We start from the raw sequence: 26451 nt of genomic DNA on the forward strand, positions 1-26451 counted from the left end.
AGCACACATATGTTAAAGAAATTTTTACCTAATTGGTTAACCGGATTGTTGGTCAGTATTGTGCTGTTTGCCAATGTCATTCTTTGGGGAACCCTTGTGTTGCTGTTTGGTGTGTTGAAACTTATTTTACCATTCAACATCATTAGTCACATTTTGCATGGGGCTTATCGGGGATGGTGCAAAGGGAATCGTTTTGCTCTGTGGCTAGGTTGCCCGAATATTGAAATTAATATTAAAGGCAATGTTAATCGCGATAGCTGGTACTTACTTATTTCTAACCATATGAGTTGGTTAGATATTGTGGTGCTTAGTGCGATTGATGTATTACCGGCGCCAAAGTTTTTTCTAAAAGATGAGCTAAAATATGTGCCTTTCATAGGCACGGGTGCGTGGGCGATGGGAATGCCTTTTATGAAGCGTGTCAGTAAGTCGCAGCTGGCTAAAAACCCAAAGCTTAAAGGCCTTGATGTTGAACGTACCAAGCGAAGCTGTCGTGATTTTCGTAATCACCCAACCACCATTATTAATTTTGTTGAGGGGACACGTTTTACCCCGCAAAAGCATACAAAACAGAACAGTCCATTTGGTTATTTACTCAAGCCCAAAGCGGGAGGGATTGCGTTTGCGCTGGAAGTGCTGGGTGAACAGTTTGATGCGTTACTTAATACTTCTATTATTTACCAAGGTGAGGGCAGTCATATTTGTCGCAACTTAATGCGTGGCCGATTAGCGCTCATTAAAGTAGATATACATGTGCAGGCTATCAGTGCTGAGATGATTGGTGATTATCAACATGACCGTGAATTTAGAACCGCATTTCAGCAACGAATCAATGAAATTTGGCTTCAAAAAGACGCGCAATTATTTAATTATTATCAGGCCAAACAAGGTAGTCTGGTAGCAAATATCAGTAAGGAAGTTGAAGCACCATGAAGCAAACTCACTTGCAACAATTGGTTATGCCTTGGTTTGAAGCAATGCCAGATGCGGAGCTTTTCAGTGCGCTGACAGCCACCGCAATTGGTGTGAGTGCTTTATTGCTGGTGTATGTCTTTACTCGGCGCTTAATGCTTCCTGGAATACAAAGTGTTGTAACGCGCCTTTCGCCAGAACGCATTGGTGCATTAGCACCCATGCTAACTAAACTTAATAGACGTTTTGCAGGCACCTTATGTTGCGTGTTGTATTTAGCAACATTCGACAATGTTTACCCTGTCACAGAGGTGGCAGCGTTAGTTTTAAAAACCATTGGTCAAATTGTTCTGATTATTTATGGCGGTTTTATCATCAGCAGCATTGTCAGTATTGCTGGGGGCATTTATAACCAGCTGGAGTTTGCCCGAGAAGTGCCCATACAAGGTTTGATTCAAGTTGTGAAACTGATCACCTTCATGATCTGCGCTATTTTGATCGTCAGTATATTACTTGAAAAGTCGCCCACCTATATTTTATCTGGTTTTGGTGCCATTGCAGCGGTGACCTTGTTAGTGTTTAAGGACACTATTTTGGGGTTTGTTGCCAGTATTCAAATTGCTGCTAATCGCTTAGTTACTTATGGTGATTGGATTCAAGTTGATAGCTATGGCGCTGATGGTGAGGTTATCGACCTTGGTTTGAACACGGTAAAAGTGCGTAACTGGGATAACACGATTACCACCATTCCTACCTACATGTTGGTGGCCGGTTCATTTAAAAATTGGCGGGGTATGCAGGAGTCGGGTGGTCGTCGAATTAAACGCTCTTTAAATATAGATATGAACAGCATTCGTTTAGTTGATGAGGCTTTCCATACGCAAATAAATAGCGCGATACCTCTGCACGACTACATTCGTGTGACAACGTTACCTGATCCTGTTACGAATTTAGGTTTATTTCGTCGTTATGCTGAAGGATACTTGAAACAGCATGAAAGAATTAACCGTGATTTGACCCTCATGGTGCGAGAACTTCAGCCATTTAATCATGGCTTACCAATTGAGTTTTATTGCTTTAGCGAAGACAAACGTTGGATATCGTACGAACATCTACAAGCAGAGATCATGGATCACCTGCTTGCAGTATTGCCTATTTTTGGATTGCGCCCATATCAGAGTGTGACGGGGCAATTTTCGGCTAATGAGCAGCATGTCGTAGATAAACCAAGTATTAAAGTGGTTAACGCGGCGCCTAAAAGTAAAGACTAGAGCGACTGCACTGCCAAAGCGATACCAATAAAGCCAAGTAATAACCACCAAATAGGGGGCTTAGCGACCCTTAACCATGTGAAGGCTGTAACCACTAATACAATCTGCCATATGTTGTTGATTGTGCTGAGCCAAATCGGCGAGTAGAGTGCTGCCGCTAAAAACCCGACTACCGCAGCATTGAGAGCGGCAATACTGCCAGCAAAGCGTGGTTTATCAGCCAATTGTAGCCAGCTTTTTAAAAATGCAAGCATCAATAAAAAGCCCGGTAAAAAAATCAATAGCGTCGCAATAAGTGCTCCCAATAGGGGTGAATGAGGTGTCAGTTCAGCCCCTAAGTAGGTCGCTATTGTAAACATAGGGCCAGGAATTGCTTGAGCACTGGCATAGGCTGACAAAAACTGCTCGGTTTCAAGGCTTGGTATGCTCGCTTGCAAAATAGGTAGCACAACGTGCCCCCCACCAAACACCATCGCCCCTGTTTGATAAAATGGAGCAAATAGAGAGGACCACTCGCCAAAGGGTAAAAAGCTCGCGATAAGCAGTACTGCAAAAATGATAAAAGGTAACCACGATACTTTAACGGGTTTACTTACATTCTCATGCTGAGGGAGTTTATGTTGTGGATAAAGCCAGCCAATAATCGCAGCTATAATTAACACAAAAATTTGGCTGGAAAACTGTGAAAAAATAATCAACGATAACGTGCTTAATACCGCGATAAGTTTAAGTAAATGCGTTTTACAAAAGCTCACCGCCATACTGTAAGTTGCATCAGCGACAATAACGATGGCAAATAATTTAAGTCCCGCAATAACAGCAAAATAAATGTTACCAAATTGGTGGGCACTCAGTGCCAAAAAAAACATAATTAAAAAAGACGGTAGAGTAAACCCAATAAAGGCACACAAACCGCCCAATAGACCGCCTTTCTCAACCCCAATCGCAAAGCTTACTTGGCTTGACCCCGGACCTGGTAATGCTTGGCTTAAGCTTATTAGTTGTGCGTAGCGCTCGCTATTTAACCATTTTAAGTTATCGACAAAGTGACGTTTAAAATAGCCTAAGTGCGCTGCGGGGCCACCGAAACTCATGCAGCCTAATAAAAAAAATTGCTTAAATATAACTAGTAACATTGTTTTCGCCATCGAATCTAATCACCTAATTATGACAAATTTCTATGACATTTTTGTGGTTTTTATGACATACACATCGCTAGGATATATAGTAAGGTATGAACGTAGTAACGAGTAACCCTATGAGACTGAGTATCGTAAGCCTATTATTAGTACTTATATCAAGCTCCTTGTATGCAGAACCTGTGCAGAGGGTTATTGTTGCGGTTGATCATTCTCCTCCCTACGGCGTTGTGTCTGAAAAAGGGCATGTGAGTGGCGCAGTGGTCGATATTATGCGTGAGCTGCAACGTACCATACCGATGAAATTAGAATTTGTCGCTTGCCCATTTTCTCGCTGTTTAAAAATGCTCGAACAAAGTGAAGTGGATGTGATGGGCGGGTTAATTCGTACCAGCGAGCGTGAGCAAAAAATGCAGTTTATGTCTCCTCCGTACATGATGTTGTCTTCTTCTTTTGGGTTCTATGCAAGAGCAGATCGTGACATCGTTATAAATCGTTACCAAGACTTGCTAGGAAAGCGCATCGCGGTCATGCGAGGAGCCGCTTATTTTTCGCGTTTTGATAATGACAGCTCACTCACTAAAGTGGAGGCTTTGAGTGAAGGTAATGCGTTTGAAATGCTGCTTAAAGATCGCGTCGAACTCGTTATTTCAGTTGAAGATACCGCGGATCATGCCTCGGGTTATTTACAACTTCCTTCACAGCAGATCGTCAAAATGCCTTATCGCTATAAAGACATTATTTACGGTCATATGGCTGTTAGTAAACAGTTTGCCGACACCTCGTTAGCAAAGGAAATTCAATCTCAGTTACACGCTCTTGTACGTAATGGACGTTTAACAGAATTAGTTAAAGCGTATAACCTACCAGCTGTTACACTTATTAAAGAGAACTATTAACCTAATGTTCATGATTTAGTGTTCATAATTGTTAATAGATCAAAATTACTAAATGCCATGGAGAGACACATGAGTTTCAGCAAGTCGATTTTAACAGTGGGTGTTTTAGCCGTTTTATTAACGGGGTGTGAAACAACTAACACAGGTAAAGGTGCCGCAATCGGTGCCGCAACAGGTGCGGTATTAGGTAAAGCAACAGGCGATCATGATGATAAGCGTATCTTTATTGGTGCGGCCATTGGTGCGTTAGCGGGTGCTGCTGTCGGTGACTACATGGATAAGCAAGAAGAAGCATTCCGTGACGAGCTAGCTGGCTCGGGTGTTGAAGTGGTACGTGAAGGCGATAATATTCGCTTAGTTATGCCATCAAACATCACTTTTGCGACAGATCAATCTTATATCTCATCAGGCTTTCACAGCACCCTTGATGCCATTGCACAAGTGATGAACAAATACGAAAAAACCTACTTAAGTGTTGAAGGTCACACTGATAGCACAGGTAAAGACAGCTATAACATGACACTGTCGCAGCAACGTGCGCAAAGTGTTAAAGATTATTTAGTTAATCATCAAATTATGTCGGCACGTATTAGCACACGTGGCTATGGCGAAACACGCCCTGTAGCGAGTAATGATACAGCCAATGGTCGTGCTTTAAACCGCCGTGTAGAGATTCAAATCGTACCAAACACACAAGGTTAGGCTTAATGTAGTCTAGATTTGTGGTCAGGTTTGATATGCCCTTTCAAACCTGACATCCCTCCTTGGATATTAATCCCGATTAAATTGCAATTCGCAAAGCTGCTTATACAGTGGGTTACTAGTCAATAGCTGCTGGTGTGTACCTGTCGCTATAATTTCACCCTTGTCCATTACCACGATGACGTCTGCATGTTTTACGGTGGCTAAGCGGTGGGCAATAATGAGTGTTGTTCTGTCTTTCATTAAGTGCTCGAGTGCCGCTTGCACATGAGACTCGCTTTGTGCATCAAGTGCGCTGGTTGCTTCATCGAGTAATAAAATAGCTGGATCCTTTAAAATAGCGCGAGCAAGCACAATCCGCTGCTTTTGCCCACCAGAAAGACGTACCCCTTGTTCACCTAAAAAGCTGTGATAGCCCTGCGGTAGCTGCGTGATAAATTCATCGGCGTGTGCATATTTGGCTGCCGTGTATACCTGCTCGTCACTCGCATGGGGATTGCCATAGCGAATGTTATGCATAACATCGCAGCTAAACAAAATGGGGTTTTGTGCCACCATGCCCATTTGTTGGCGTAAACAGTGAAGGGATAATTCTTTAATATTAATGCCAGCTAATGAAATACTCCCTGCGCTCGGATCGTAAAATCGTTGCAATAATTCAAATAATGTTGTTTTGCCTGCACCAGAGGGACCAACAATGGCGACTGTTTGGCCCTGTTTTACTTCTAAATTAAGTGTACTAAGTGCTGCTTTATCGGGTCTAGATGGATAGTTAAATGATACATTGTCAAAACGAATAGCAGGATGGTCAGCTTTATTTAATTCGAGCTGATCATCTTTATTGTGTGCGGGGTTTTGAATCATACTTTCAACAGCGAGCAGCTCTAACAGTCTTGCTGCCGCACCTGCTGCGCGTTGTAACTCACCGTACACTTCGGCAACTGTTGCAACCGACATAGCTACCATTATGGCATAGAATACAAAGGCACCTAGCTCGCCGCCCGTCATGGTACCCGCGAGCACATCACTGCCGCCTACCCAAAGCATCACGCTGATGGCACTAAAGGTTAGAAAGATCACTGCAGCAATTAAAAGTGAGCGTTGTTTAATACGACTTTTTGCGACTAAAAATGCTTTATTTGTTTCTTCAGCAAAAGCCGCTTTTTCGCGCGCTTCATGACTAAAACTTTGTACGACCTTAATATTTTGAATAATTTCGCCTGCATAAGTACTGATATCGGCAATGGCATCTTGGCTCGAACTTGCTAGTTTACGCACTTTACGACCAAAAATTAGCATAGGAACTAACACCATAGGTACACAGGCAACGACCACTAAGGTTAGTTTTAAATTAGTAATTAGCAGCATAGCAAGGCCACCCACTAACATTAAGCTGCTACGAAGCGCCATAGAAAATGATGAGCCAATAATCGATTGCAGCAATGTGGTGTCGGTGGTGAGTCGTGACATCAGCTCGCCGCTACGGTTTTCTTCAAAGTAGCTTGGGTGTAACGTTACAATTCGCTCGAAAATCGCGTTACGAATATCATTACTGACTCGTTCACCTATCCACGACATTAAATAAAAACGACAAAATGTGCCGATTGCTAATAGGCTGATAAGGCCAATAAGAACCATCACTGCTTGTTGAAGTTGTTCTTGAGAGCCTGCAATAAAGCCATGATCAATAACAAACTTCACTCCTTGGCCGAGTGACAAGTTAACGCCTGCGGTGAGTAATAATGCCCCAAGGGCTGCAAATACCACCCATTTGTAGGGCTTAATAAACGCTAAAACGGGTAACAGGCTACTGAACGCGGCCTTTTCTTTGTTAATTGCCATGCTAGATTCTTATTTGTGAATAGGGTATAGATATGGTTATCATCGCTTTAAAAATCAACAGTAAAATAAGGGATTAGTATGGAATCAACAGTGATAAGCGGTCAATTTAACGTGAAATTAAACCCAATTGGGGGGTATGCGACAGGTCAAGATGGCGTGAATCTTGGACGTATGTCGATAGATAAAACGTTTACAGGCGCTCTGGAAGCAACTAGCCAAGGAGAGATGCTGAGCGCAATGACGGCAACCCAAGGCAGTGCAGGATATGTTGCTATTGAACAAGTGGTTGGTAGTCTGAATGGCAAACAAGGTAGCTTTGTATTACAACATTTTGGCACCATGGATAAAGGCACGGACAGGTTAATTTTAGAAGTCGTGCCAGATTCAGGCGCTGGTGAACTGGTGGGGCTTACGGGTAAAATGGCAATCCGCATTGAGGCGGGAATTCATTACTATGATTTTGAGTATGAGTTAACAAGCTAATATGCAAAAAATTATTGAATTTAAAAAGAAACGTTTTCTGGGTGGACTTGATATCACTGCGTTAAATCAGAAAGTGTACGAGTTAGGCCAATCTGGCTGGCAGGTTAAAACAATCACCACAGCCACCGGTTTTTATGGTCAAATAACGGCCGTTTTATTGTTAGTAGAGAATAATGAATTATGACACTCACTGAGTGGTTGAGTTTAGTGTTAATTTGTATCATGGGTGCTATGTCGCCAGGGCCAAGTTTAGCGGTTGTGTTAAAGTATAGCCTTCACGGTGGTATGAAAAACGGCATGCTGGCGGCCGTGAGTCATGGTGTGGGAGTGGGGTTTTATGCGAGCGCCTCTTTGCTTGGATTAGGCGCACTGATGACCAAGTTACCTACACTTTATAATGTACTCGTGTATGGTGGTGCCGCCTACCTTGCTTATTTAGGTATACGTATATTACTGGCAAAACCCAGTTCGCAAGCCGTGAAAGTTGAACAAGCCATACCTAGTCAACGCGCTGCGTTACAAGATGGTTTTGCTATTGCGTTTTTGAACCCCAAACTTGCGGTGTTCTTTTTAGCGCTCTTCTCACAGTTTATTGACCCAGAAAATCTCACGTTACAGGTTGGCTTGATCATGTGCTTAACCGTATTTGTACTGGATACTGGCTGGTATTTGTTGGTTGCCTTACTCACAGAAATATCAAAAAAGCGCTTTGGTTTTACTAAAGCGAATCCACTTTTTGAAAAACTACTCGGCATGATCTTTATCGCACTTGCAGTGCGTGTCGTGATAACACTTTAAAGCTCTCTATTGCTCCTCTCTCAATAGTAAAACGTGAGAGGAGCTCCTGCTTATCCCCAGGAAACGTATAGTGCATACGTATTCATCACACAATATTTACCTTTTGGTTACACTTTGTTGGTTGTTTTTTGACAACAAGAATAAACATAACGCCTCCAATGACAACAGAGTGGGAATCCAATGGGGAAATTTAAGCTAAGTGCATTAATGCTGGCAATGGTTGCAGCAAACAGTGCTATGGCAGCGAACGAAGCAGAACGCACATCTGCAAAGGAACTTGATCCTGAGCTTGAAGTAATCGAAGTGCGCGGCTTTAGTCGCAGTTTAATTCAATCATTAAACCAAAAACGTTTTAGTGACACCGTATCAGAGCAGTTATCTGCTGATGACTTAGGTGCACTTCCCGATGTATCTATGGCAGATGCATTAACACGACTACCGGGTATTTCGGCGGTACGAACAGGTGGCCAAGCTGCCGAAATTAATATTCGAGGTTTATCTGGTGGATTCGTGTTTTCGACTCTCAATGGTCGAGAACAAGTATCGACCAGTGGTAGCCGTAGTATTGAGTTTGATCAGTATCCGTCTGAGTTAATTAGTTCGGCAGCTGTGTATAAGTCACCCAAAGCATCATTAATCGAAGGGGGCGTTGCCGGTACTGTTGAGTTACAAACAGCCAGCCCACTGGATAATGACCAGCAACACAAATTTACCGCTAATGTACGCGGTATGTATAACGATCGTGCTTCAGAGGTTTTTGATGCCACTGAATATGGCGACCGTATTAGCTTTTCTTATCAGGGCAAGTTCTTTGATGATACCCTCGGTGTCGCGCTAGGTTATGCTCGCTTATTCCAACCTAGTGTTGCCACCCAGTTTATCGGTCTAGCATATAACGGTAATAAAGATGTTGACGGACTTGCAAATGACATCGATGGCCCTGCAGATAACCCCGCTAATGAATATATCAGTGAAGGTTTCGAGCTTCAGCATTTAGGTGGTGAAGAAACGCGTAATGGTTATTTAACATCGATTGAATGGGCACCAACCGATAACTTTAAACTGAAAGGTGATGCGTTTTTATCTCGTTTTGATAGCGAATCATTTGCCCGTGGTTTTCGGGTTAAATTTGGTGGCCCGTCAGCTGTCTATGCGAACCCCTTACTTGACGGCAATGCGGTAATCGGTGGGGCAATCAACCGCACATCAAATAGCTTTACCCGTGTTGAAATAGTCAATGATGATAATCAAGATTTTGATGAAGTTGATAGCTATGGAATTAACGCCGATTGGCAAGTAACCGAGCGCTTGAATGTCAATGCTGATGTGTCGTTATCACGCGCGAAGAGTAATTTCCGCAATGGCTTACTTTGGGCACTGGTAGCGGAAGACGCTACAATTGATAATCCGGTATTTGATACCAATGTGTCACTAAATTATCAATTAAACGGTCTTGATTTACCTGATATTGGTTTTAATCAAGCTGATGCATTCAGCGATATTGATCGCGTTATGCTTAGTAAATACGGCATTTACCCGTATGAAAATGAAGATGAAGTCAAAGCGTTCCGACTCGATTTTAAATATGAGTTAGAGAATAACTGGTTTAGCTCAATTGAATTTGGTGCGCGTTACTCAGACCGTGAGTACAGCAATAACCGGTCAGTGTTTGAATACGGTAATGACGGCGCATTCTCAGCCACTCAACCTCCACTTCGTTTGACTGATGACATGACCACCGTGGTTGATTGGCAGGGTGAGTTTAGTTATTTCCCATCATACTTAGCGATAGATTTGGATAAAGCACTAAACGCGTGGTTCCCTAATGGCATCCCACAACCTGTTCAAACTTGGGGTAACGCTGAGGGGGTTGTTGATTTAGATGGTGATGGTGAGCCAGATACACAAGGTTATACCACTAACTACTCATGGACCATGCTACAAAGTGGTTCAGTGTATGAAGAAGTGGTATCAGCGTATCTCATGCTCAATATTGATACCGAAATTGGCAAACTGCCTGTCACAGGTAACATTGGTATTCGTCGTGTTGATACGGACCAATCAGCGACGGTGCTTGAAAACGTTGGGAGTGATCCACAACTCGGTGCGCAATATATTGTCGATGATAACGGCATTGTTAACGACCTTTATGCACCAAACATATTAGGCATTAAATACACAGACTACCTACCTTCATTAAACCTTAATTTTAAAATCAGTGATGCAACGCAAATTCGTTTTGCTGCAGCAAAAGTGATGGCACGTGCTCCGATTAACCGTTTAGCGGGTGACGCCAGTGCATCGGTTAATAATGATGGCGAAATTAATGGTTCAAGTACGAATAACCCATTCTTAAAACCTTTCTATGCGAATCAATACGATATTTCTTATGAGCAATACTTTGAAGATACGGATGGTGCCTTAGTCGTGGCGGCGTTCTATAAGAATATTGATTCATTCATAGATACGATAGCTATTGAAAACTTTGATTTTAAAGGGAATGGCTTCAACGTCCCTGAGTACATTGTCGACCCTGTAAGCGGTGAGCAAATCGAAACCACTAATGGTGTGTACACAACTGCGGTTAACAATGCTAAAGGGGGGTATATTCGCGGGATTGAGCTTGCTTATACACAAGTTTTCTCTTTCTTGCCATCACCGTTTGAAGGGCTAGGGATTAATGCCAGTTATTCGTATACCGAGAGTGAAGTGCAATCAATCACCGATTTAGGTGGTGATTCTGTTTCGCAAGACTTACCGGGTCTCTCAAACAACGTCTTTAACGGGACACTTTTTTACAGCTACGAAAACTTTGAAACACGCTTAAATGTGCGCTATCGCGATGATTTTGTCTCTGAGCAAGTTGCTGTCAATGAGCAAGTGGTGAACTTTGATGCGGAAACCGTTATCGATTTCCAAACATCGTATCAGTTCACAGATTCATTTGGCATGTTATTACAAGTGAATAACCTGACTGATGAGCCTACACAAAGCTACTTCGGTACAACCAGTAAAACAGGGACCACGCAATTCTTTGGTCGCCAATTTTACTTAGGTTTTACCTATAACCATTGATCAGTAAGCTGGAGATAATAATATGAAAATAATAGCTGATTTTAACCGCTTACTCATTACCTGTAGCATAGCGTTGCTAGCTGCATGTGGTGGTGGAGCTAGTAATGATATTGATTCAGGGCAAGTTTTATTGACCTGTAGCGTACCGCAGATCCCCAATGCAGCGGGTACTGAATGTGTTGATCCACCCCCGATTAATTGTCCGGCCCCAACTGTGCCTGATGAAAATAATGAGAGCTGTGTAGTTGGGGCTGATCCAACACTGCCTGATCCTGTGGTTTTTCCAGCGGATGACGAAGCCATTTTGTTCTATAACCGTACCAGTGATGATGCTTATGAAGGGTATCGTTTGCACACGTGGAATAATGATGTGTGTGATGCATATGCAGCACCGTTTGATGCGACGGATTGGGCAAATGGTCATGAATACGATGGTATCGATCCGAACTATGGCGCGTACTGGATTGTAAAACTCAAAGACGGCTACAATGAGTGTGCCAACTTCATTGTACATATTGGTACTGAAGGTTCAGGCAAAGCGTTTGGTGATGTCGATTTAAAAATGCCATTGATGCAAGACGATGAAAAGTTCCAACGTATGAACTTTACCATTCATGGTGAACCATCAGTATTTGAATACCCAATTGTTAGCTTAGGTGAGCGTCCGGTGAGTATTTCTGGTGCGTCTGCGCATTGGATTGATCTTTCAACGGTGATTTATAAACCAAGCAATGAGCTTACGAGTATTATTAAATTGCACGCTTCAAGCAGTGCAGATTTAGCTGTCGATGAAGATACTGGTGAGTTAAATGGTCAAGTGGTTGAACTAACATCGACGTCTTTGAACGATGAGCAAGTAGCTAAAGTGCCACACCTTGCTGCATGGAATGCTTACCAAGGTAGCTGGGATGCAGCCGCTGCAAAAGAGCTGATTAAACACCAGTTGGTTGTGGCAGGCTATGATGCTGATGGTAAGCTAATTGAAGCAACTTATGTGCAAACCGCTAAAGCTCTCGATGACTTGTACACCAGCGGTGAAAGTGATGCCAATGAAGCACAACTAGGTGTGCATTACGCCAATAATGGCATTGATATCTCGGTATGGGCGCCTACTGCAAGCAATATGAAATTAGCGCTTTACGATGCTAATAAAACTGAGCTTGAACAACTTGCTATGACCTTTGATAGCACAACGGGTATTTGGTCTAGTAATGTCGATATCAGTCACGATCGCCATTACTACCGTTTTATGTTTGATGTTTATCATCCTACTACCAAGCAAATTGAACGTTTATGGAGCACAGATCCTTACTCTTTAAATGTTTCAACTAATGGTTTATACAGCCAACTAATTAATCTTGATGATGACGATACTAAACCGAGTGGCTGGGATGATCGTGTTGTACCAACCATTGATTACCCCGAACAAGCGGTGATTTACGAAGGCCATGTACGTGACTTTAGTGTTCGCGATGAAACGGTAAGTGAAGCAAACCGTGGTAAGTATCTTGCGTTTACTGAGCTTGATAGTGCGCCAATGCGCCATCTTAAAAAGCTAGCTGATAATGGCTTAACACATTTCCACTTACTGCCACTGACAGATATTGGCACTATTGACGAAGATGCGAGCCAACGTGTAGATATTACAGCAACGTTAGGTGATTTATGTACACGCATTAACGATGATGCCGATGCATGTAAAACCGAAGATAAGAGCGCATTGATTATTGACCTAATGGCTTCATACCTACCGGGGTCTGATGATGCACAAGCACTTGCCAATGCAATGCGTGGTGTTGATAGTTTTAACTGGGGTTATGATCCGCATCACTTTATTGCCCCAGAAGGCTCTTACGCTTCATCGCCTGAAGGTATAGCACGAGTTAAAGAAACGCGTGCGATGATTCAGTCTTTACAAGAAATTGGTTTACGTGTCGTGCTTGATGTTGTTTATAACCACACCACGTCATCAGGTGTCTGGGATAAATCAGTCTTCGATAAACTGGTACCAGGTTATTACCACAGATATAACGAAATATCCGGTGATATCGAACGCTCAACTTGTTGTGAAAATACAGCAACAGAACATGTCATGATGGATAAGTTTGTTGCTGACTCTATGGTGATTCTAGCTCGTGATTTTGGTTACGATAGCTTCCGCTTTGATGTGATGGGGCATATGCCAAAAGCGTCAATTATGACGGCTCTTAGTGCAGTGCAAGCGGTTGACCCTGATACCTATTTCTACGGTGAAGGTTGGAACTTTGAGGAAGTAGCTGATAATCGATTGTTTGTGCAAGCTAAGCAAATAGATATGGCTGGCACAGAAGTCGGTACCTTTAATGACCGAATTCGTGAAGCAATTCGTGGTGGTGCTTTCTTTAGTAATAGTGCGACAGATGGCAACTTAGCCGAGCAAGATACGCTTCGCTTATCGCTTGCCGGTAACTTACAAAACTACATTCTTAAAGACTTTAAAGGCAATTCAGCAAAAGGCAGTAGCTTTAGTTGGAATACGCAGCCTGCAGCCTATGCACTGGATCCTGCTGATAGTATTAACTATGTCTCTAAGCATGATAACGAAACATTGTGGGATCAGCTGCAATATAAACACGGCAATAACCTTAATATTGAAGAGCGTGTGCGTATTCACAATATGGCTCTAGCGATGCCATTAATGAGCCAAGGTATTCCATTTATGCAAATGGGTGCGGATATGTTGCGTTCTAAATCAATGGATCGTAATAGCTATGATTCTGGCGATTGGTTCAATTTTGTTGATTTCAGTAAAGAAACTAATAACTGGAATGTCGGTTTACCACCGGCACAAGATAACCAAGCTAAATGGGGCGAAATCGCACCAATTTCAGCAAATACCAATGCGCAAGCGATGGCAAGCGACATTGAATATGCAAGTAATGTATTTACTGAGTTCTTATCAATTCGCAGTAGCAGCCCGCTATTTAGCCTAACCACGGAACAAGACATTTTAGACCGCGTAGGTTTCCATAATATTGGAAAACGTCAACAGCAAGGTTTAGTGGTTATGAGCATTGATGATGGCGTTGGTTTGACGGACCTTGATAGCCAGTATGATGCGATTGTAGTGATTATGAATGGAACCGAGCAAAGCTTATCGCATACGGTATCTACTGCCTACGGTTTTGAGTTACATCCTGTTTTAAAAGCGAGTGTTGATTCAAGTATGTCAGCAGCAAGCTTTATGGCAGGTGAGGGGGAGGGGGAGGGGACTTTTACAGTTCCTGCTTACACGATTGCTGTGTTTGTGAAACCACAAGGTGTTACGCAAGGTGAAGGTCTAAGTGCTAATGCTACTGCGGGTGCACCAGATATCGTGCCATTCGGTAGTACAACCGTTTATGTTCGTGGCTCATTAAACGATTGGGGTACGGCAAACGGCTTTGACTATGTAGGTAATGGCGAATATAAAATTGCCATCCCACTTACAGCAGGTAGCTATGAGTTTAAAGTGGCATCTGAAGATTGGTCTACGGTTGATTTTGGTGCGCTTTCTGCAGATGTTGCTGAAGTGATTGAAGGTGAAGACGAGCCACTTGCACGCAGTGGGGCCAATATGACCTTTACTGCAGCAATGGACGCTATCTATGTGTTCTCATTTGATGCAACCGACATCGAGAACCCAGTGCTTAAAGTGTATAACGAGGAGCCATTTGTGGGTACTTCAATCTATGTACGTGGTAATTTAAATGATTGGAGTACCAGTGACGAATTGATGTATCAAGGTAAAGGCGTTTACACCTTCACTAAGCAATTAATAGCTGGCAGCTATGAGTTCAAAGTAGCCTCTGAAGATTGGAAAACGGTGGATTATGGTTCAGGTGAAAGCAGTGCGGTTGTTACCGTAGGAACTGAGAAACTGCTTGCAGTGAAAGGTACAAACATGACTATCGACATTGCAAGGGATGGCCAATATCAGTTTGTATTTGATGCTAGCAACCTTGAAGAGCCACTCATGACCGTGTTTAACGCAGAAATGTTTGGTGAAACCCCTGTTTATCTGCGTGGAAGTATGAACAATTGGGATCCAGTTAACCTATTAACCTATGCAGGCGATGCTACATATAGTACGACAATAGCACTCGACGTTGACGACTATGAATTCAAAGTTGCGTCTAGTGACTGGAACACAGTGAATTTAGGTGGTAGTGGTGAGTCGCCACTCGCTGTTCTTGGCGAAGCAGCCTCGTTAGAAGCTGTCGGCGCCAATATCTCATTGAGTATTACACAGGCGGGTAACTATCGTTTTACAGTGCAAGGACCTGATCTGAATAAACTAACAGTAATGGTTGAAGCTGTGGAATAGCTTTCCCTGCAGTACCTTTAAGCCGGGCTTTGCTCGGCTTTTTTTATTTTTATTGAAGCAGAGCTGAAGATTGTTTATGGTCATAAATCACCTATAAAGGAGCCTGTGATGTCAGAAACAAGTATATTGAGCGCCCGCTTTAATCCTAAAGTAAAACAGTATTGGTTATTACTGGGTATGTTTACCTGTGTGATTAGTATGATAGGTATTCCTTTTATCCCTATTGTTGCTCTTATTATTTGGCTGGTGGCAGGGCGTATTCTAGCTGCTATGTCGGCACAGCTATTAACGCGAAAACTGGTCGTTAAACGGGGTGTGTTCTTCAAAGAAGAAAAATCAATACCGCTTGAAAAAATCACTGATGTGGCATTAAGCCAAGGGCCTTTAATGCGCCAGTTTGGTTTGTACCGACTCAGCTTCGAAACGGCTGGGCAATCTGGTCAGGGGGCTTTGGTGTCTTTACTCGGCGTGATTGATGCTGCTGAATTTCGTGAAGCCATCCTAAAGCAAAAGGATGAAATAAGCCAAACAAGCGCTAAGGCTGAGCCACAATCTGAGGATAGCCAGTTAGCGCTTTTGCGTTCACTGACCTATAGCGTAAAAAACATTGAGCAAATGTTAGTTACGCTATTAGATGAAAAGCGTTAAACAGATTGCAACGTTGTGCTTCCAGCTTTTAGCGTAAAAGCTTTTTTGCGATTATTGAGCATGGTGTAACTGGCCGTTTTAATACTGCTTACAAATTGCCATTCTGCATGCGCTTGCTGTTCGGTGAAAGTGACAGTTAAATAACCGCGTTCAACTAAGTTATTATAGGCCAAGTCATTAACCAGTAATGCGATCACTTGTTCCATCTGTGCAACTGTTTCGGCTGATTGGCTGTTAAGTGCCAAATAGTTTTCAAGGCCAGGTGATGATACAGAAGACGTTGCAAACTCAACGCCGGCAGTGTGTGACGCTGCAAACGGATTACTCGCATCGGTAACGAGTTGGCCTGCCCATGCATTGTGAGTGTCGCCAGCGAGGACCACGAGGTTCTTCTCTGCAGTGATTGCCGTGCCAAGTATCACTTCTCTCTCGTAAGCATAACCATCCCATGCATCTAGGTTATAAGGTGCTGTTGTTTCTACCCGTGCTCGTTCTTGTGCTGTCACACTTGGATCCCCCGCTAAAATGCGTCCTTTAATTTGCGCAAGTTCGCTGAATAATACATTGGCTTTTGCAAGTAACTCACTGGGATCATTGCCTCCGGCTTGTGCTATTTGAATTGACATTAATAGTTGCAGTATTTCAAAAGGTAAGTGCATTTTAGTCATTAATACTTGCTGACCCAGTACTTGCCATTGTGTTGTTGCCGTACTTAACCCGTCGGTAAGCCAAGTGAGTTGCTCGTTTCCTAATAGGGCTCTCGATGGTGAACTGATTGCAGCGGCAAAATCGCTTTGTCCTTGTGCACTTGTTAAATCAAAGTCGGCATAGTTTAGTTGTTCATCACGGGCTAAAACACGCGTATCGAGCATGTGCAATGACACTAAATTACCAAATTCAAAACGGCGATAAATTCGTTCTTTATCGGCGACATTGCGTATTGGCATCCATTCAAAATAGGCTTGTAAGGCGTGCAGCTTACGTTCGGTAAAATCGCCTTCTCCTTCGTTATGGTTTTCAGCACCATTTTTCCACGTGTCGTTGGTAATTTCGTGGTCGTCCCACACCGTTATAAATGCGCAATTACCGTGTGCGGCTTGTAAGTCTTTATCTGTACGGTAATGGGCATAGCGTTTGCGGTAATCAGTAAGCGAAATAATTTCTTCACTGTTATCATCGGGCAGTAAGCGTCCAAGTAAGGCTGCATCCTCTGTGGCATAGCCGTTATTACCGTATTCGTAAATGTAATCACCCAAATGCAGTACCGCATCTAAATCGGTTTGCTTAGCTATTTCACCATACACATGGAAAAAGCCTGCGGGGTAGTTGGCACATGACACAACTGCAAATTTTACTTGCTCAATGGTGCCCGTAGGGAGTGTTTTACCTTTCCCAATAGGTGATGTTTTGCCATTACTTATAAAGCGGAAATAATAGGTGGTGTTTGCAGTTAATCCTTGTAGATCAACTTTTAAGGTGAAATCAGTTGTCGCTGTTACGTCGGTCTCGCCATCGTGGCTAATCGTGTCAAAATTAGCATCGGTAGATGCTTGCCACTTGACTTTAATACTGGAGGTTGCGGTATCAAGAGGCGTAACGCGGGTCCAAATTATAAGGCTATCGGCCAGTGGGTCACCACTTGCAACGCCATGGTCAAAACTGACATGGGTGCTGACATCTTCATCGTCGTCTAAAGTGCAGCCCGTTAAGCCTAAAGATAAAACGGCGACCCCAAATCCGGCCGCCGATGCTTTTAAAAAATGTCTTCGTGTAAATGTCATTGCTCTGTACCTGTTAAAAGAAAAGTAAGAGCTTATCCGACCAGTGTTACTGTTCTGTGAAGCTAAAAAACGTGGCAGATTTGTTCAGCATTACACGTAATTACTGTGACATTTTCGTAACCTACGCGGGTTAGCGCTTCAGCACTGAGTGTGGCCCGGGCGCTACTTGCACAGTGCAAATAGATTGGCCGAGCAGGGTCTTTTTCAATTTCCATTAGTTTCATTTCAAGCACACCGCGCGGGATATTAATCGCACCTGTTGCGGCTTTTGTGGCATGCTCGGCGGGCTCACGTACATCAATTAATAAACCATGATTTTCGCTTAATTCTTGTTTTGCTTGCTCTGCACTAATGCGGCGCTGATTAGGGGCAACAATTTTCATTAGGTCAGGAATTGGGGTTAGCATACTAATCCTCCATGCCAAGTTTGCGTAATAGGGTGATCATAGGACACCACTTAGTGAATGCCGATTGAATTAAGTTTAGAGCAATAAATACCGTAAACCAAATCCACATAGGATTGTGAAACTGTTGGAGCAACAATGAAATACAGATCATTACACCAGCAATAAGGCGGAGCGCGTCATTTAGTTTCATAATTAAACCTCAATAACAAAGGGTGATGTAATTAATATATTAGAAAAAACTACATTAGTAAATTCTAATATTAGACTTTTCTAATATATCTATCTATACTTTACGGGTATTTAAGAATATAGAGTGGTGTGATTATGAACATCGATTTTGCGGCAATGGCCGACAATGTTGAACAAGCAGAGCAAATATTAAAGATCTTAGCGAATAAAAATCGCTTGATGATTCTATGCTCATTGCAAGAGGGAGAACTGAGTGTCAGTGAGCTTAATGAAGCGGTTCCTCTGGCACAGTCTGCTTTGTCTCAGCATTTAGCTGCACTCAGAAAAGCTGAAATTGTGGCGACTCGTCGTGAAAGCCAAACAATTTACTATCGTGTTGTTGATAAAAGTGTGATGGCTATTTTAGAAACACTTCATGGTTTATTTTGTAAAGGTAGTTAAGGGATGAATGCTATCGATAATGCCGTAAAAAATAGCTTAAGTGGGCGAATTCCAGTCATTATTTTTATAATGGCGATACTGCTTGGTCTCATGGCGCTAAAGCAAACACCACGCGAAGAGGAACCACAAATAGTGGTGCCCATGCTCGATATTTATGTTGCTGCCCCGAATGTTGAAGCCCCAGAAGTCGCTCGGTTAGTGACAGAACCATTAGAAAAGCTATTAGCGCAATTAACCGGTGTTGAACACATCTACTCGACGACACACAGTAATAATGCCGTGGTTACATTGCGCTTTGAAGTAGGCCATGATCGCGAAAAAGCGATACTCGATACGTATGCCAAGCTTTACAGTTACCAGCACACTATGGCGTCAGTGATTACATCGTGGCAAATTCGCCCCGTTGAGGTGAATGATGTGCCAATTGTGATGCTTGGGTTATTCAGCAAAGACCCAAAACTCTATGATGACTACCAGTTAACGCGTTTTGCGAATGAAATTGCCACAAGCTTACAGCGCATTGAAAATACCAGCGAAGTCAAAGTGATAGCAGGTCGAACTCGGCAGCTCACTATCGACCTTGATGCCAGCGCATTAGCGGCACACCAAACCACTTTAAACGACGTATATTATGCCCTCAAGGTGTCTAACCAGCTGGTTAATGTTGGCAGTGTTGTAGATGGTAAACAGCACATTGCTTTGCAAGTGGGGGATGTATTACGTACTCAGTCGGCAATTGAACACCTCGTTGTTAACGTAGTAAATGGTAAAAGTGTTTATTTGAATGATGTGGCGACTGTCGCCGATGGCCCCAGCGAAGCCCAAAGTTATCAATGGCTTGCTCAATCAGATACTGAGCAGCAACTGCCATTAGTGACGATTAGTGTTGCCAAGCAAGCAGGCACAAATGCGGTGGCTGTTGCGAATCAAGTGCATGATGTGATGAACCAGCTATCGGTGACATTATTGCCTGATGAAGTTGGCTACACGGTACTGCGTGACTATGGCCGAACTGCCAATGAAAAAGTGAATAACCTCACTTCTAGTTTGGTGTTTGCAGTATTTACAGTGGTTATTTTTGTTGGCGTGTTTTTAGGCTGGCGGCCCGCTATTGTGGTCGGTCTTGCGGTGCCTATTTGCTACGGTATTACTTTAACGCTCGACTTCGCATTTGGGTATACCATTAACCGAGTAACACTGTTTGCACTGATTTTATCTCTGGGCTTACTTGTTGATGACCCTATTACAGGAATCGACAATATCAGCCGTTTTATTACTAAAAAAGGTGATAAAAAACAAAATATTGTTGATGCCATGAGTGAAATTAGAGTGGCTCTATTTATGTCGACTCTAACCATTATGGTGGCATTCATTCCGCTTGCGTTTATCACTGGCATGATGGGCCCTTACATGGCACCTATGGCATTCAATGTGCCTGTTAGTGTAATGGTTTCAACTATGGTGGCGTTTTTTGTGACGCCATGGCTGGCCATGAAATTACTCAAAGCCCCCGTTGATGACAACATGCAATTAGAGGCCAACCCTCATAGTTTATATGAGCGTATTTTGTCGCCATTACTTGAATCTAAAGGCCGTGCAAAACTAGTACTATGGACCACCTTAGGGTTGTTTATCGCCAGTGCCATGTTGCCAGTAATGCGCGCTGTCCCTTTAAAATTGCTGCCGTTTGATAATAAAAACGAGCTTCAAGTCTTAATCGATATGCCAGAAGGCACTAGCCTTGAGCAAACAGCGGCTTTTACTCGAAAAGTACAATCGGTCACTTGGCAATTAAATGAAGTGAGCGAAGCCGCAGCGTATGTCGGTCAGCCATCAAGTATGGACTTTAATGGTATGGTCCGTGGGTATTACCGAAGAGAAGCCGCAAACCTTGCTGAGCTTAGAGTATTACTACTTGATAAAACCGAGCGTGACCATCAATCTCATGGTGTGGTTATGCGCTTACGTGCTGCATTAGCCCCTCTGGCAACCGAGGGTATTGTGCTAAAAGTGGTTGAAGTACCGCCAGGGCCTCCTGTCCTAAGCACCTTGGTGGCCGAAGTATACAGTGATCCATTTGTTGATACACACACGCACCATCAGGCTGCAGCTGCTGTTGCAAATAGACTTAAACAAGAACCGCATGTAGTCGAAGTTGATACCAGTATGGCTGCTAATGCGCCATTACAACGCTTCATAACGGATAAAACCAAAGCGTCGTTATCGGCTGTTTCAACCCAAGATATCGCACACGCTTTAGCGATTGCCTCGCACGGTGAAAATGTCGGTGTGCTCTATGTTAGTGGAGAAACTAACCCTGTCGCTATTAAATTGCAGCTACCATATCAAGATCGTAACCAATTTGCTCAGTTACTCGCATTGCAAGTTCGTGGCGACAGAGAGCTTGCAAAAACCAGCGATGAGTTTGGGCTGCAAAGTGCGCCACGTCCGCTGGTGGCATTATCTGAGTTAGGGGCATTTAAATATCGCGATGTTGCAAAACCGATTATGCGTAAAGATCAGCGAAATGTGATTTACGTCATGGCTGAACTCAATGGCCGGACACCCGCTGAGGTAATTGCCGATGTTAATGCAGATTTAGCTGTTAGCAGTAATGCGTTCAAGCAAAGTGATTGGCAAAGCAGGCATTTTTTTAGTAATGGTGGCACCGCGTCATGGCAATTACCTGCGGGGACAGAGGTCACTTTCAGTGGTGAAGGTGAATGGCGCATAACGATTGATGTATTCCGTGACATGGGGATTGCGTTTGCGTTTGCATTAACGGCCATTTTTATCATTCTGCGTATTCAAACACACTCTGCCAGTTTGTCACTGATTATTATGTCGGCTATTCCCTTGACGGTCATTGGTATCATGCCGGGTTTTTGGTTATTGAATCAATTTGGTGAGCGCAGTATTGCTGGCGCCCCTGAGCCTGTGCTGTTCACTGCAACGGCCATGATAGGCATGATTGCGCTTGCGGGGATAGTTGTGCGTAACTCACTTATTTTAGTTGAGTTTATTAATCAAGCGCGCGGGCAAGGTATGGCTATTAAAGAAGCACTTATTGCAGCGGGTACTGTGCGTATGCGGCCTGTTTTACTGACCGCAGGCACCACTTTATTAGGTAACTTGGTAATCACTTTAGACCCTGTGTTCAGTGGCCTAGCGATTGCGATTATTTTTGGTATTGTGGCATCAACACTGTTCTCATTGTTTGTTGTGCCACTGGTTTATTATTTAGTGTTTGCAAAGGATGCAGCCAAAGAGGAACACGCTCATGCAGGGTAAATCGAAACTTATTGGTTCAATTATCGCGTTAATGGTCATTATTGTTGCGGTACTTTACATGGCTGGCAGCTTTTCTGATAAACAAGCCCCAGGCATAAAAAATCCCGCGGCGAGTGAGTACACAGGTCAGTTACTGACCGTGACATTGACTGATATTGCACGTGATGAAATTGTGCCAGGGACCGTTATTGCTAAGCAAAATACCCAAATATCATCGCGCGTTATGGCGCAAGTTGAACGTTTAAATGTGCGTGCTGGTGACACTGTGCGCCAAGGTGATGTATTAATTACCTTACAACAAGACGATTTTAAAGCACAGCTTGCTCAAAGTGACGCACAAATTAATGCTATTAATGCCTCGCTTACCCAAGCTGAAAAGCAGCTCAAGCGAGTTAATGACCTTTTCAAACAAGGTTTAGTGTCAGTCAGTGATTATGATGATGCGAAAGCAAGGTTTGATAATTTAAGCGCAAATCTAGCCATTGCTAAGCAGCAGCAAACTCAAGCGCAAGTGGCATTGAGTTTTACAAAAATTAAAGCGCCTATTTCAGGCGTGGTCGTAGAGCGATTTGCTGAACCGGGTGATACCGCTACTCCGGGCAAACCGTTACTTGCGCTTTATAACCCACAACAATTGCAATTGGCGTTTAATGTCAGGGAGCAGCAAGCTATTAAGTTGGCTGTTGGGCAAACATTAACAGTAACGCTTCCAGCATTATCGACATCTATGAGCGCAACGGTAACCGAAATTGTTCCCGTAGCTGATAGCGCAGCCCGCAGTATGGAAATCCGCTTAGAAACGCAGGCTCAAATAGGGTTAATGCCGGGATTGTATGCGCAATTACGTTTACCATTGGTCACTGCCAAAGGCGTATTGATTGACCCAAGCTGGGTGCATCAATATGGTCAATTAAGTATGGTGTATGTGAAAGAAGGCGGTCATATTGTGCGTCGCTACGTACGCTTAGGCGAAATGGTGGGTAATAAGCAGCACATCGTTGCAGGCTTAAACCCTGGTGATGTGCTGGCTGTCGATTATTAATGTAACCAGTTTATATTTAGCATGGGACTTTAACCGTCGCTATTTTTTCGCCTTGAATGTCATGATAGTGTTTTTCACATAAATGATTATCCCAACCTCCTGAACTTCCTCCAAAAATAGGTGAGTGGCTGCTGCCACTGCCTATGGGAGTTTTAGATGAATGAGATAAATTTTGATCCAGTGCTTCTTCCAGGCAAGAAGAGATCTCCTTCACTCCCCCTTTAGTTAGCAGAGAGAGTGTATATCCTTCGAACTTCGTAAATAATGGATTTAATTCGACATCTAATCCCCTGAATTCTTTAATCCACTTTACATTAAAAACCACTTTATAACCTGTGTTGTCAGGTACATCAGAGTGGGTAGGTAAATCAACTATGGTATTGAAGTTGCGTGATACTTTTTTCCAGCTACCTTGATATGAAAACCCTAAAGCAAACAGCGAAAATCCCGTTGAATCCATTTTATCTGTCATGAAGGCAGATTCTGGGTTTTTAAAATCTCGATAAACTTTATCATTTAACTTCGTTTGTAATTCTGAAGCTGTTTTTCCGCCATATGCAGCATTAACTGCGCTTTTTATGTGTGAAGGACATGTCTCAGAGTTAGTTTCGCTTATTGACATGAAGTTATTCGTGGTGTCGGAAGAGCTGCTTACAGGTTGCTGCTTAATTTGCGCTTGAGCTTCTTTTATAAAAGTAGAAAAGTTTTTATCAGTTATTTTGACTTTGTTTATAACTGATAAATCATTACTTGCTGGTGAGATATTTTGACTATATTTCTCAAGGTTCAAAGCCGGTAGGCCTTGGTTTTTATAACTAATCAAAAAAACAAAGTGGTTATCGCTTTGTGTGTCTGCAATAATTACTTTTTTACTGTCGGCATAACACGCTTCATTTCCTAAAGTCATTTCGTGCTTTGGATTCGATGACTCACAACGCATGTGTGGTGACTCTTGATTTGCATAATACTTAGCTTCGTTATAACTGCAGTTTTCACATAAATGCAGAGTAATATCTTTTTCAATAGCACTTACAGTGTTACTTATAAGAGTCAAAAGTAAAAAATAAAAAAAGAATAGTTTCATCGTAGCTCCTTGCTTTGATTTAATCTTATGATGTTAACTTTGTGAGTGTGTTTTTATTATAAAAAAGTGAGCGCACTTTTATCTTGTCAATCAAATAAAGGTTGCTATCTCGTCCAGTGGCTTTTTCACTAAGGCATGCTCAGGCAGGGTTGCATCAGCACTCGGGTAGCCTGCGATAAGGAGCATATAAGGGCGTTCGTTATCTTTATCTCGACCACAAATCTCGGTTAAAAAGCTCATTGGTTTTGGCGTATGCGTTAGTGTGGCAAGTCCTGCTCTGTGCAGGGCTTGAATCAAAAAGCCTGTGGCAAGGCCGACAGATTCATGCACATAATAGTTGGTGTTTTTGTCATCGGATGTAATACCGCCTTTCTTTTGACTGAATACAGCAATAAGCCAAGGGGCATGCTCAAGGTAGGGTTTACTGGCATCGGTGCCAAGTGGTTTTAGAGCGTTCAGCCATTCTTCGCCAGCACGGCCTTCGTAAAAGGAGCGTTCCAGTTTTTCTGCCGCATCACGAATTTGTTTTTTAACGTCATGACTGTGTATCGCAACAAAGTGCCAAGGTTGATGGTTTGCGCCACTCGGTGCAGTACCTGCGGCTTTAATACAGGTTGCAATTATTTCTTTTGGGACTGGGCGGTCACTAAAACTGCGAATACTGTGTCGTCGCTGACTCACGGCTAAAAATTCTTCTGCACGCTTGAGCATTTCGTCGTGAGGGTATTCAATAAAATCATTGAGTGGCTTATTTTTGTGTTCTTGCATGGCTTTTCGCTTCTTATCTGTTAATGATGTATCACATTATAGTTGTGTATGCAGGTTTCGGCGGTAGTCTTCTAACTCATTACTTAACCAGTCTTTTGATGTAAGTAACGTGCCATTGCTAAGTCTGACTTTATAGGGCTTACCGCTCCATGAACTTTTACTGGCGAGATTCTCTATAAACTTTTCGGCGGTTTTAGCGTAACGAGTTGCTTTACTGTATTTCATCGCCAAGTGCTCGGCGGCATCTTTACTTGAATGTTCGGTCCCGTTGCGAATAAAAATAGCATCGCTCTGCGCCACAAAATCTATTAAATGATTAATCTCTTGCTCTGCAGTGTTGGCATAACTTAATTGACTAACAGATAGTAACATCAGGCTCAGTAGCCAATATCCTTTGATCATTACTTTCATTGTGCTTCTTGCTCTATCGTGAGGGTTGCAATTATGGGGTTGTGATCTGAACTTTCAAGCTCAGGCACAACCGTTGTTTCTATTTTGACACCACGTACCCACACTTGGTCAAGTGCTAATCCAAATGCTTTGGTGCGTTTATCGTCTAAATAGATGGCTTCATGTAAACCAAGGTTTTTGAGTGTCTGTGTGACGAGTTGTTGTCTTTCATCACTCCAGGTGTTGAGGTCGCCAGCAAATATAATGGGGCCGGTGTGATGGCGCATAATGTCTGCGGCATCATCGAGTTGTTGTTTTAAGTCGCTAATGCCAAAAGTAAAGTTTATAGCGTGTAGGTTAACACTGAGTAATAACTGTTGATTTGGTAAGGCATATTCAACGATATTGGTCGCTTTTGGGCTGCGCAGCCACGGTTCTACATGCGTTAATGTACAGTGTACGGTAGCTGGCCAGCTGCTTAAGGTCATGACACCAGATTGCACGTTACCACTTTTATAGCCTTTGGCAAAACGCCAATAAGGCTTTAGATTGGTTAGGGTTGAGTCTTTAATGGCTTCTTGTAATAAGACAATATCTGCACTTTCATTGAGTGTGTTTAAGTCGTTGAGTAAGCCGTCAATTTGGGCTTTATAAATATTCCAACTGAGCAGTTCAAATTGATATGGCAATATATAGTGTCCCGCATAAGTTTGCAGACGGCTTTGTGCTAATTGTTGCTGGCAGCCAGCTAAATTAGCCGCTGTTTTTGTGAGCCCTTGTTGTTCATCAGAAAGTGGCTCACTTGAAAGACTGTGCCAAGATAATAAACTCAAAAACAATAAGTGCAGATACGATGCCATAATGCCCCTAAATTGCTGACCAAACCGTTAGTTGAAGACAACTTAAGTTTAGTTCAAAGTAAGCATGCTAAAAAAGAGATGCTT

The 26451-nt window shown here is 42.9% G+C and carries 22 protein-coding genes; 13 read left to right on the forward strand and 9 right to left on the reverse strand.

Translation table 11 applies throughout. From position 1 onward, the window contains the following. The first annotated feature begins 9 nt into the window (after positions 1–9). Both ACSSVW_RS15115 and ACSSVW_RS15120 read left to right on the forward strand, forming a co-directional pair. Positions 10–933 carry an acyltransferase gene (locus tag ACSSVW_RS15115; protein ID WP_075594167.1) on the forward strand — a complete coding sequence of 308 codons (924 nt, stop codon included), beginning with the start codon at positions 10–12 and terminating at the stop codon, positions 931–933. After that, positions 930–2183, forward strand: a complete 1254-nt coding sequence (locus ACSSVW_RS15120) for a mechanosensitive ion channel family protein (RefSeq protein ID WP_065978380.1) — start codon at positions 930–932, stop codon at positions 2181–2183. The genes ACSSVW_RS15115 and ACSSVW_RS15120 overlap by 4 nt, the downstream gene beginning before the upstream one ends. On the opposite strand, the gene chrA is transcribed toward ACSSVW_RS15120, so the two are convergent. Further along, positions 2180–3319 (reverse strand): chromate efflux transporter, encoded by a 1140-nt coding sequence (gene chrA, locus ACSSVW_RS15125; RefSeq protein WP_036974289.1) that lies wholly within the window; start codon positions 3317–3319, stop codon positions 2180–2182. The two genes, ACSSVW_RS15120 and chrA, sit on opposite strands and share 4 nt — an antisense overlap. 98 nt (positions 3320–3417) lie before the next feature. On the opposite strand from chrA, the gene ACSSVW_RS15130 reads away from it, so the two are divergent. Together ACSSVW_RS15130 and ACSSVW_RS15135 are read left to right on the forward strand one after the other, a co-directional pair. Continuing rightward, a complete protein-coding gene (locus tag ACSSVW_RS15130) occupies positions 3418–4221 on the forward strand; it encodes a substrate-binding periplasmic protein (RefSeq protein ID WP_454179594.1) in 804 nt (267 codons plus the stop codon). Between the two features lie 69 nt (positions 4222–4290). After that, complete coding sequence (locus tag ACSSVW_RS15135) at positions 4291–4923, forward strand: OmpA family protein (RefSeq protein WP_036974089.1); 633 nt, start codon at positions 4291–4293, stop codon at positions 4921–4923. A gap of 69 nt (positions 4924–4992) precedes the next feature. On the opposite strand, the gene ACSSVW_RS15140 is transcribed toward ACSSVW_RS15135, so the two are convergent. Continuing rightward, entirely contained in the window at positions 4993–6765 is a 1773-nt protein-coding gene (locus tag ACSSVW_RS15140; protein ID WP_421419197.1) for an ABC transporter transmembrane domain-containing protein, read from the reverse strand. A gap of 78 nt (positions 6766–6843) precedes the next feature. On the opposite strand from ACSSVW_RS15140, the gene ACSSVW_RS15145 reads away from it, so the two are divergent. The 6 genes from ACSSVW_RS15145 to ACSSVW_RS15170 all read left to right on the forward strand — a co-directional run bounded on the left by ACSSVW_RS15145 (position 6844) and on the right by ACSSVW_RS15170 (position 16114). Beyond that, on the forward strand, positions 6844–7248 hold the full coding sequence (locus ACSSVW_RS15145; RefSeq protein WP_036974086.1) for a DUF3224 domain-containing protein: 405 nt from the start codon (positions 6844–6846) through the stop codon (positions 7246–7248). A gap of 1 nt (position 7249) precedes the next feature. Beyond that, on the forward strand, positions 7250–7432 hold the full coding sequence (locus tag ACSSVW_RS15150) for a hypothetical protein (RefSeq protein WP_036974085.1): 183 nt from the start codon (positions 7250–7252) through the stop codon (positions 7430–7432). Beyond that, positions 7429–8046, forward strand: a complete 618-nt coding sequence (locus ACSSVW_RS15155; RefSeq protein ID WP_454179596.1) for a LysE family translocator — start codon at positions 7429–7431, stop codon at positions 8044–8046. Before ACSSVW_RS15150 ends, ACSSVW_RS15155 begins: the two co-directional genes overlap by 4 nt. Before the next feature lie 180 nt (positions 8047–8226). Beyond that, the gene (locus ACSSVW_RS15160; RefSeq protein WP_036974081.1) at positions 8227–11121 is read left to right on the forward strand and encodes a TonB-dependent receptor; all 2895 of its coding nucleotides are present in this window, start codon (positions 8227–8229) and stop codon (positions 11119–11121) included. 22 nt (positions 11122–11143) lie between these two features. Beyond that, complete coding sequence (gene pulA, locus ACSSVW_RS15165; protein WP_454179598.1) at positions 11144–15466, forward strand: pullulanase-type alpha-1,6-glucosidase; 4323 nt, start codon at positions 11144–11146, stop codon at positions 15464–15466. A gap of 108 nt (positions 15467–15574) precedes the next feature. After that, positions 15575–16114 carry a PH domain-containing protein gene (locus ACSSVW_RS15170; RefSeq protein WP_036974075.1) on the forward strand — a complete coding sequence of 180 codons (540 nt, stop codon included), beginning with the start codon at positions 15575–15577 and terminating at the stop codon, positions 16112–16114. Here ACSSVW_RS15170 and ACSSVW_RS15175 read toward each other — a convergent pair. From ACSSVW_RS15175 to ACSSVW_RS15185, 3 genes are all read right to left on the reverse strand, one after another. Next, on the reverse strand, positions 16111–17895 hold the full coding sequence (locus ACSSVW_RS15175) for an alkaline phosphatase D family protein (RefSeq protein WP_454179599.1): 1785 nt from the start codon (positions 17893–17895) through the stop codon (positions 16111–16113). The genes ACSSVW_RS15170 and ACSSVW_RS15175 overlap by 4 nt on opposite strands. Positions 17896–17957: 62 nt before the next feature. Beyond that, complete coding sequence (locus ACSSVW_RS15180) at positions 17958–18302, reverse strand: rhodanese-like domain-containing protein (RefSeq protein WP_036974070.1); 345 nt, start codon at positions 18300–18302, stop codon at positions 17958–17960. 1 nt (position 18303) lies between these two features. After that, positions 18304–18492 (reverse strand): YgaP family membrane protein, encoded by a 189-nt coding sequence (locus ACSSVW_RS15185; RefSeq protein WP_036974067.1) that lies wholly within the window; start codon positions 18490–18492, stop codon positions 18304–18306. 134 nt (positions 18493–18626) lie between these two features. Here ACSSVW_RS15185 and ACSSVW_RS15190 point away from each other — a divergent pair, with 134 nt between their 5' ends. Genes ACSSVW_RS15190 through ACSSVW_RS15200 form a run of 3 tightly spaced genes read left to right on the forward strand, consistent with a single transcriptional unit; the run spans position 18627 to position 23265 of the window. Further along, positions 18627–18932 carry an ArsR/SmtB family transcription factor gene (locus ACSSVW_RS15190; protein ID WP_036974065.1) on the forward strand — a complete coding sequence of 102 codons (306 nt, stop codon included), beginning with the start codon at positions 18627–18629 and terminating at the stop codon, positions 18930–18932. 3 nt (positions 18933–18935) lie between these two features. Continuing rightward, entirely contained in the window at positions 18936–22223 is a 3288-nt protein-coding gene (locus ACSSVW_RS15195; protein ID WP_454179600.1) for an efflux RND transporter permease subunit, read from the forward strand. After that, positions 22213–23265 carry an efflux RND transporter periplasmic adaptor subunit gene (locus ACSSVW_RS15200; RefSeq protein ID WP_454179601.1) on the forward strand — a complete coding sequence of 351 codons (1053 nt, stop codon included), beginning with the start codon at positions 22213–22215 and terminating at the stop codon, positions 23263–23265. Before ACSSVW_RS15195 ends, ACSSVW_RS15200 begins: the two co-directional genes overlap by 11 nt. Before the next feature lie 16 nt (positions 23266–23281). Here the strand turns inward: ACSSVW_RS15200 and ACSSVW_RS15205 are convergent, their stop codons facing one another. From ACSSVW_RS15205 to ACSSVW_RS15220, 4 genes are all read right to left on the reverse strand, one after another. Continuing rightward, the gene (locus ACSSVW_RS15205) at positions 23282–24349 is read right to left on the reverse strand and encodes a hypothetical protein (protein ID WP_454179602.1); all 1068 of its coding nucleotides are present in this window, start codon (positions 24347–24349) and stop codon (positions 23282–23284) included. A 90-nt stretch (positions 24350–24439) separates the two neighbouring features. Then, positions 24440–25117, reverse strand: coding sequence for a nitroreductase family protein (locus tag ACSSVW_RS15210; RefSeq protein ID WP_036974058.1), 678 nt, complete (start codon positions 25115–25117; stop codon positions 24440–24442). Positions 25118–25153: 36 nt separating this feature from the next. Next, entirely contained in the window at positions 25154–25528 is a 375-nt protein-coding gene (locus tag ACSSVW_RS15215) for a YfeK family protein (RefSeq protein ID WP_036974056.1), read from the reverse strand. Further along, complete coding sequence (locus ACSSVW_RS15220) at positions 25525–26367, reverse strand: endonuclease/exonuclease/phosphatase family protein (RefSeq protein ID WP_454179603.1); 843 nt, start codon at positions 26365–26367, stop codon at positions 25525–25527. The genes ACSSVW_RS15215 and ACSSVW_RS15220 overlap by 4 nt, the downstream gene beginning before the upstream one ends. Between the last annotated feature and the right edge of the window lie 84 nt (positions 26368–26451).

Source organism: Pseudoalteromonas sp. MBR-15, from assembly GCF_053628915.1.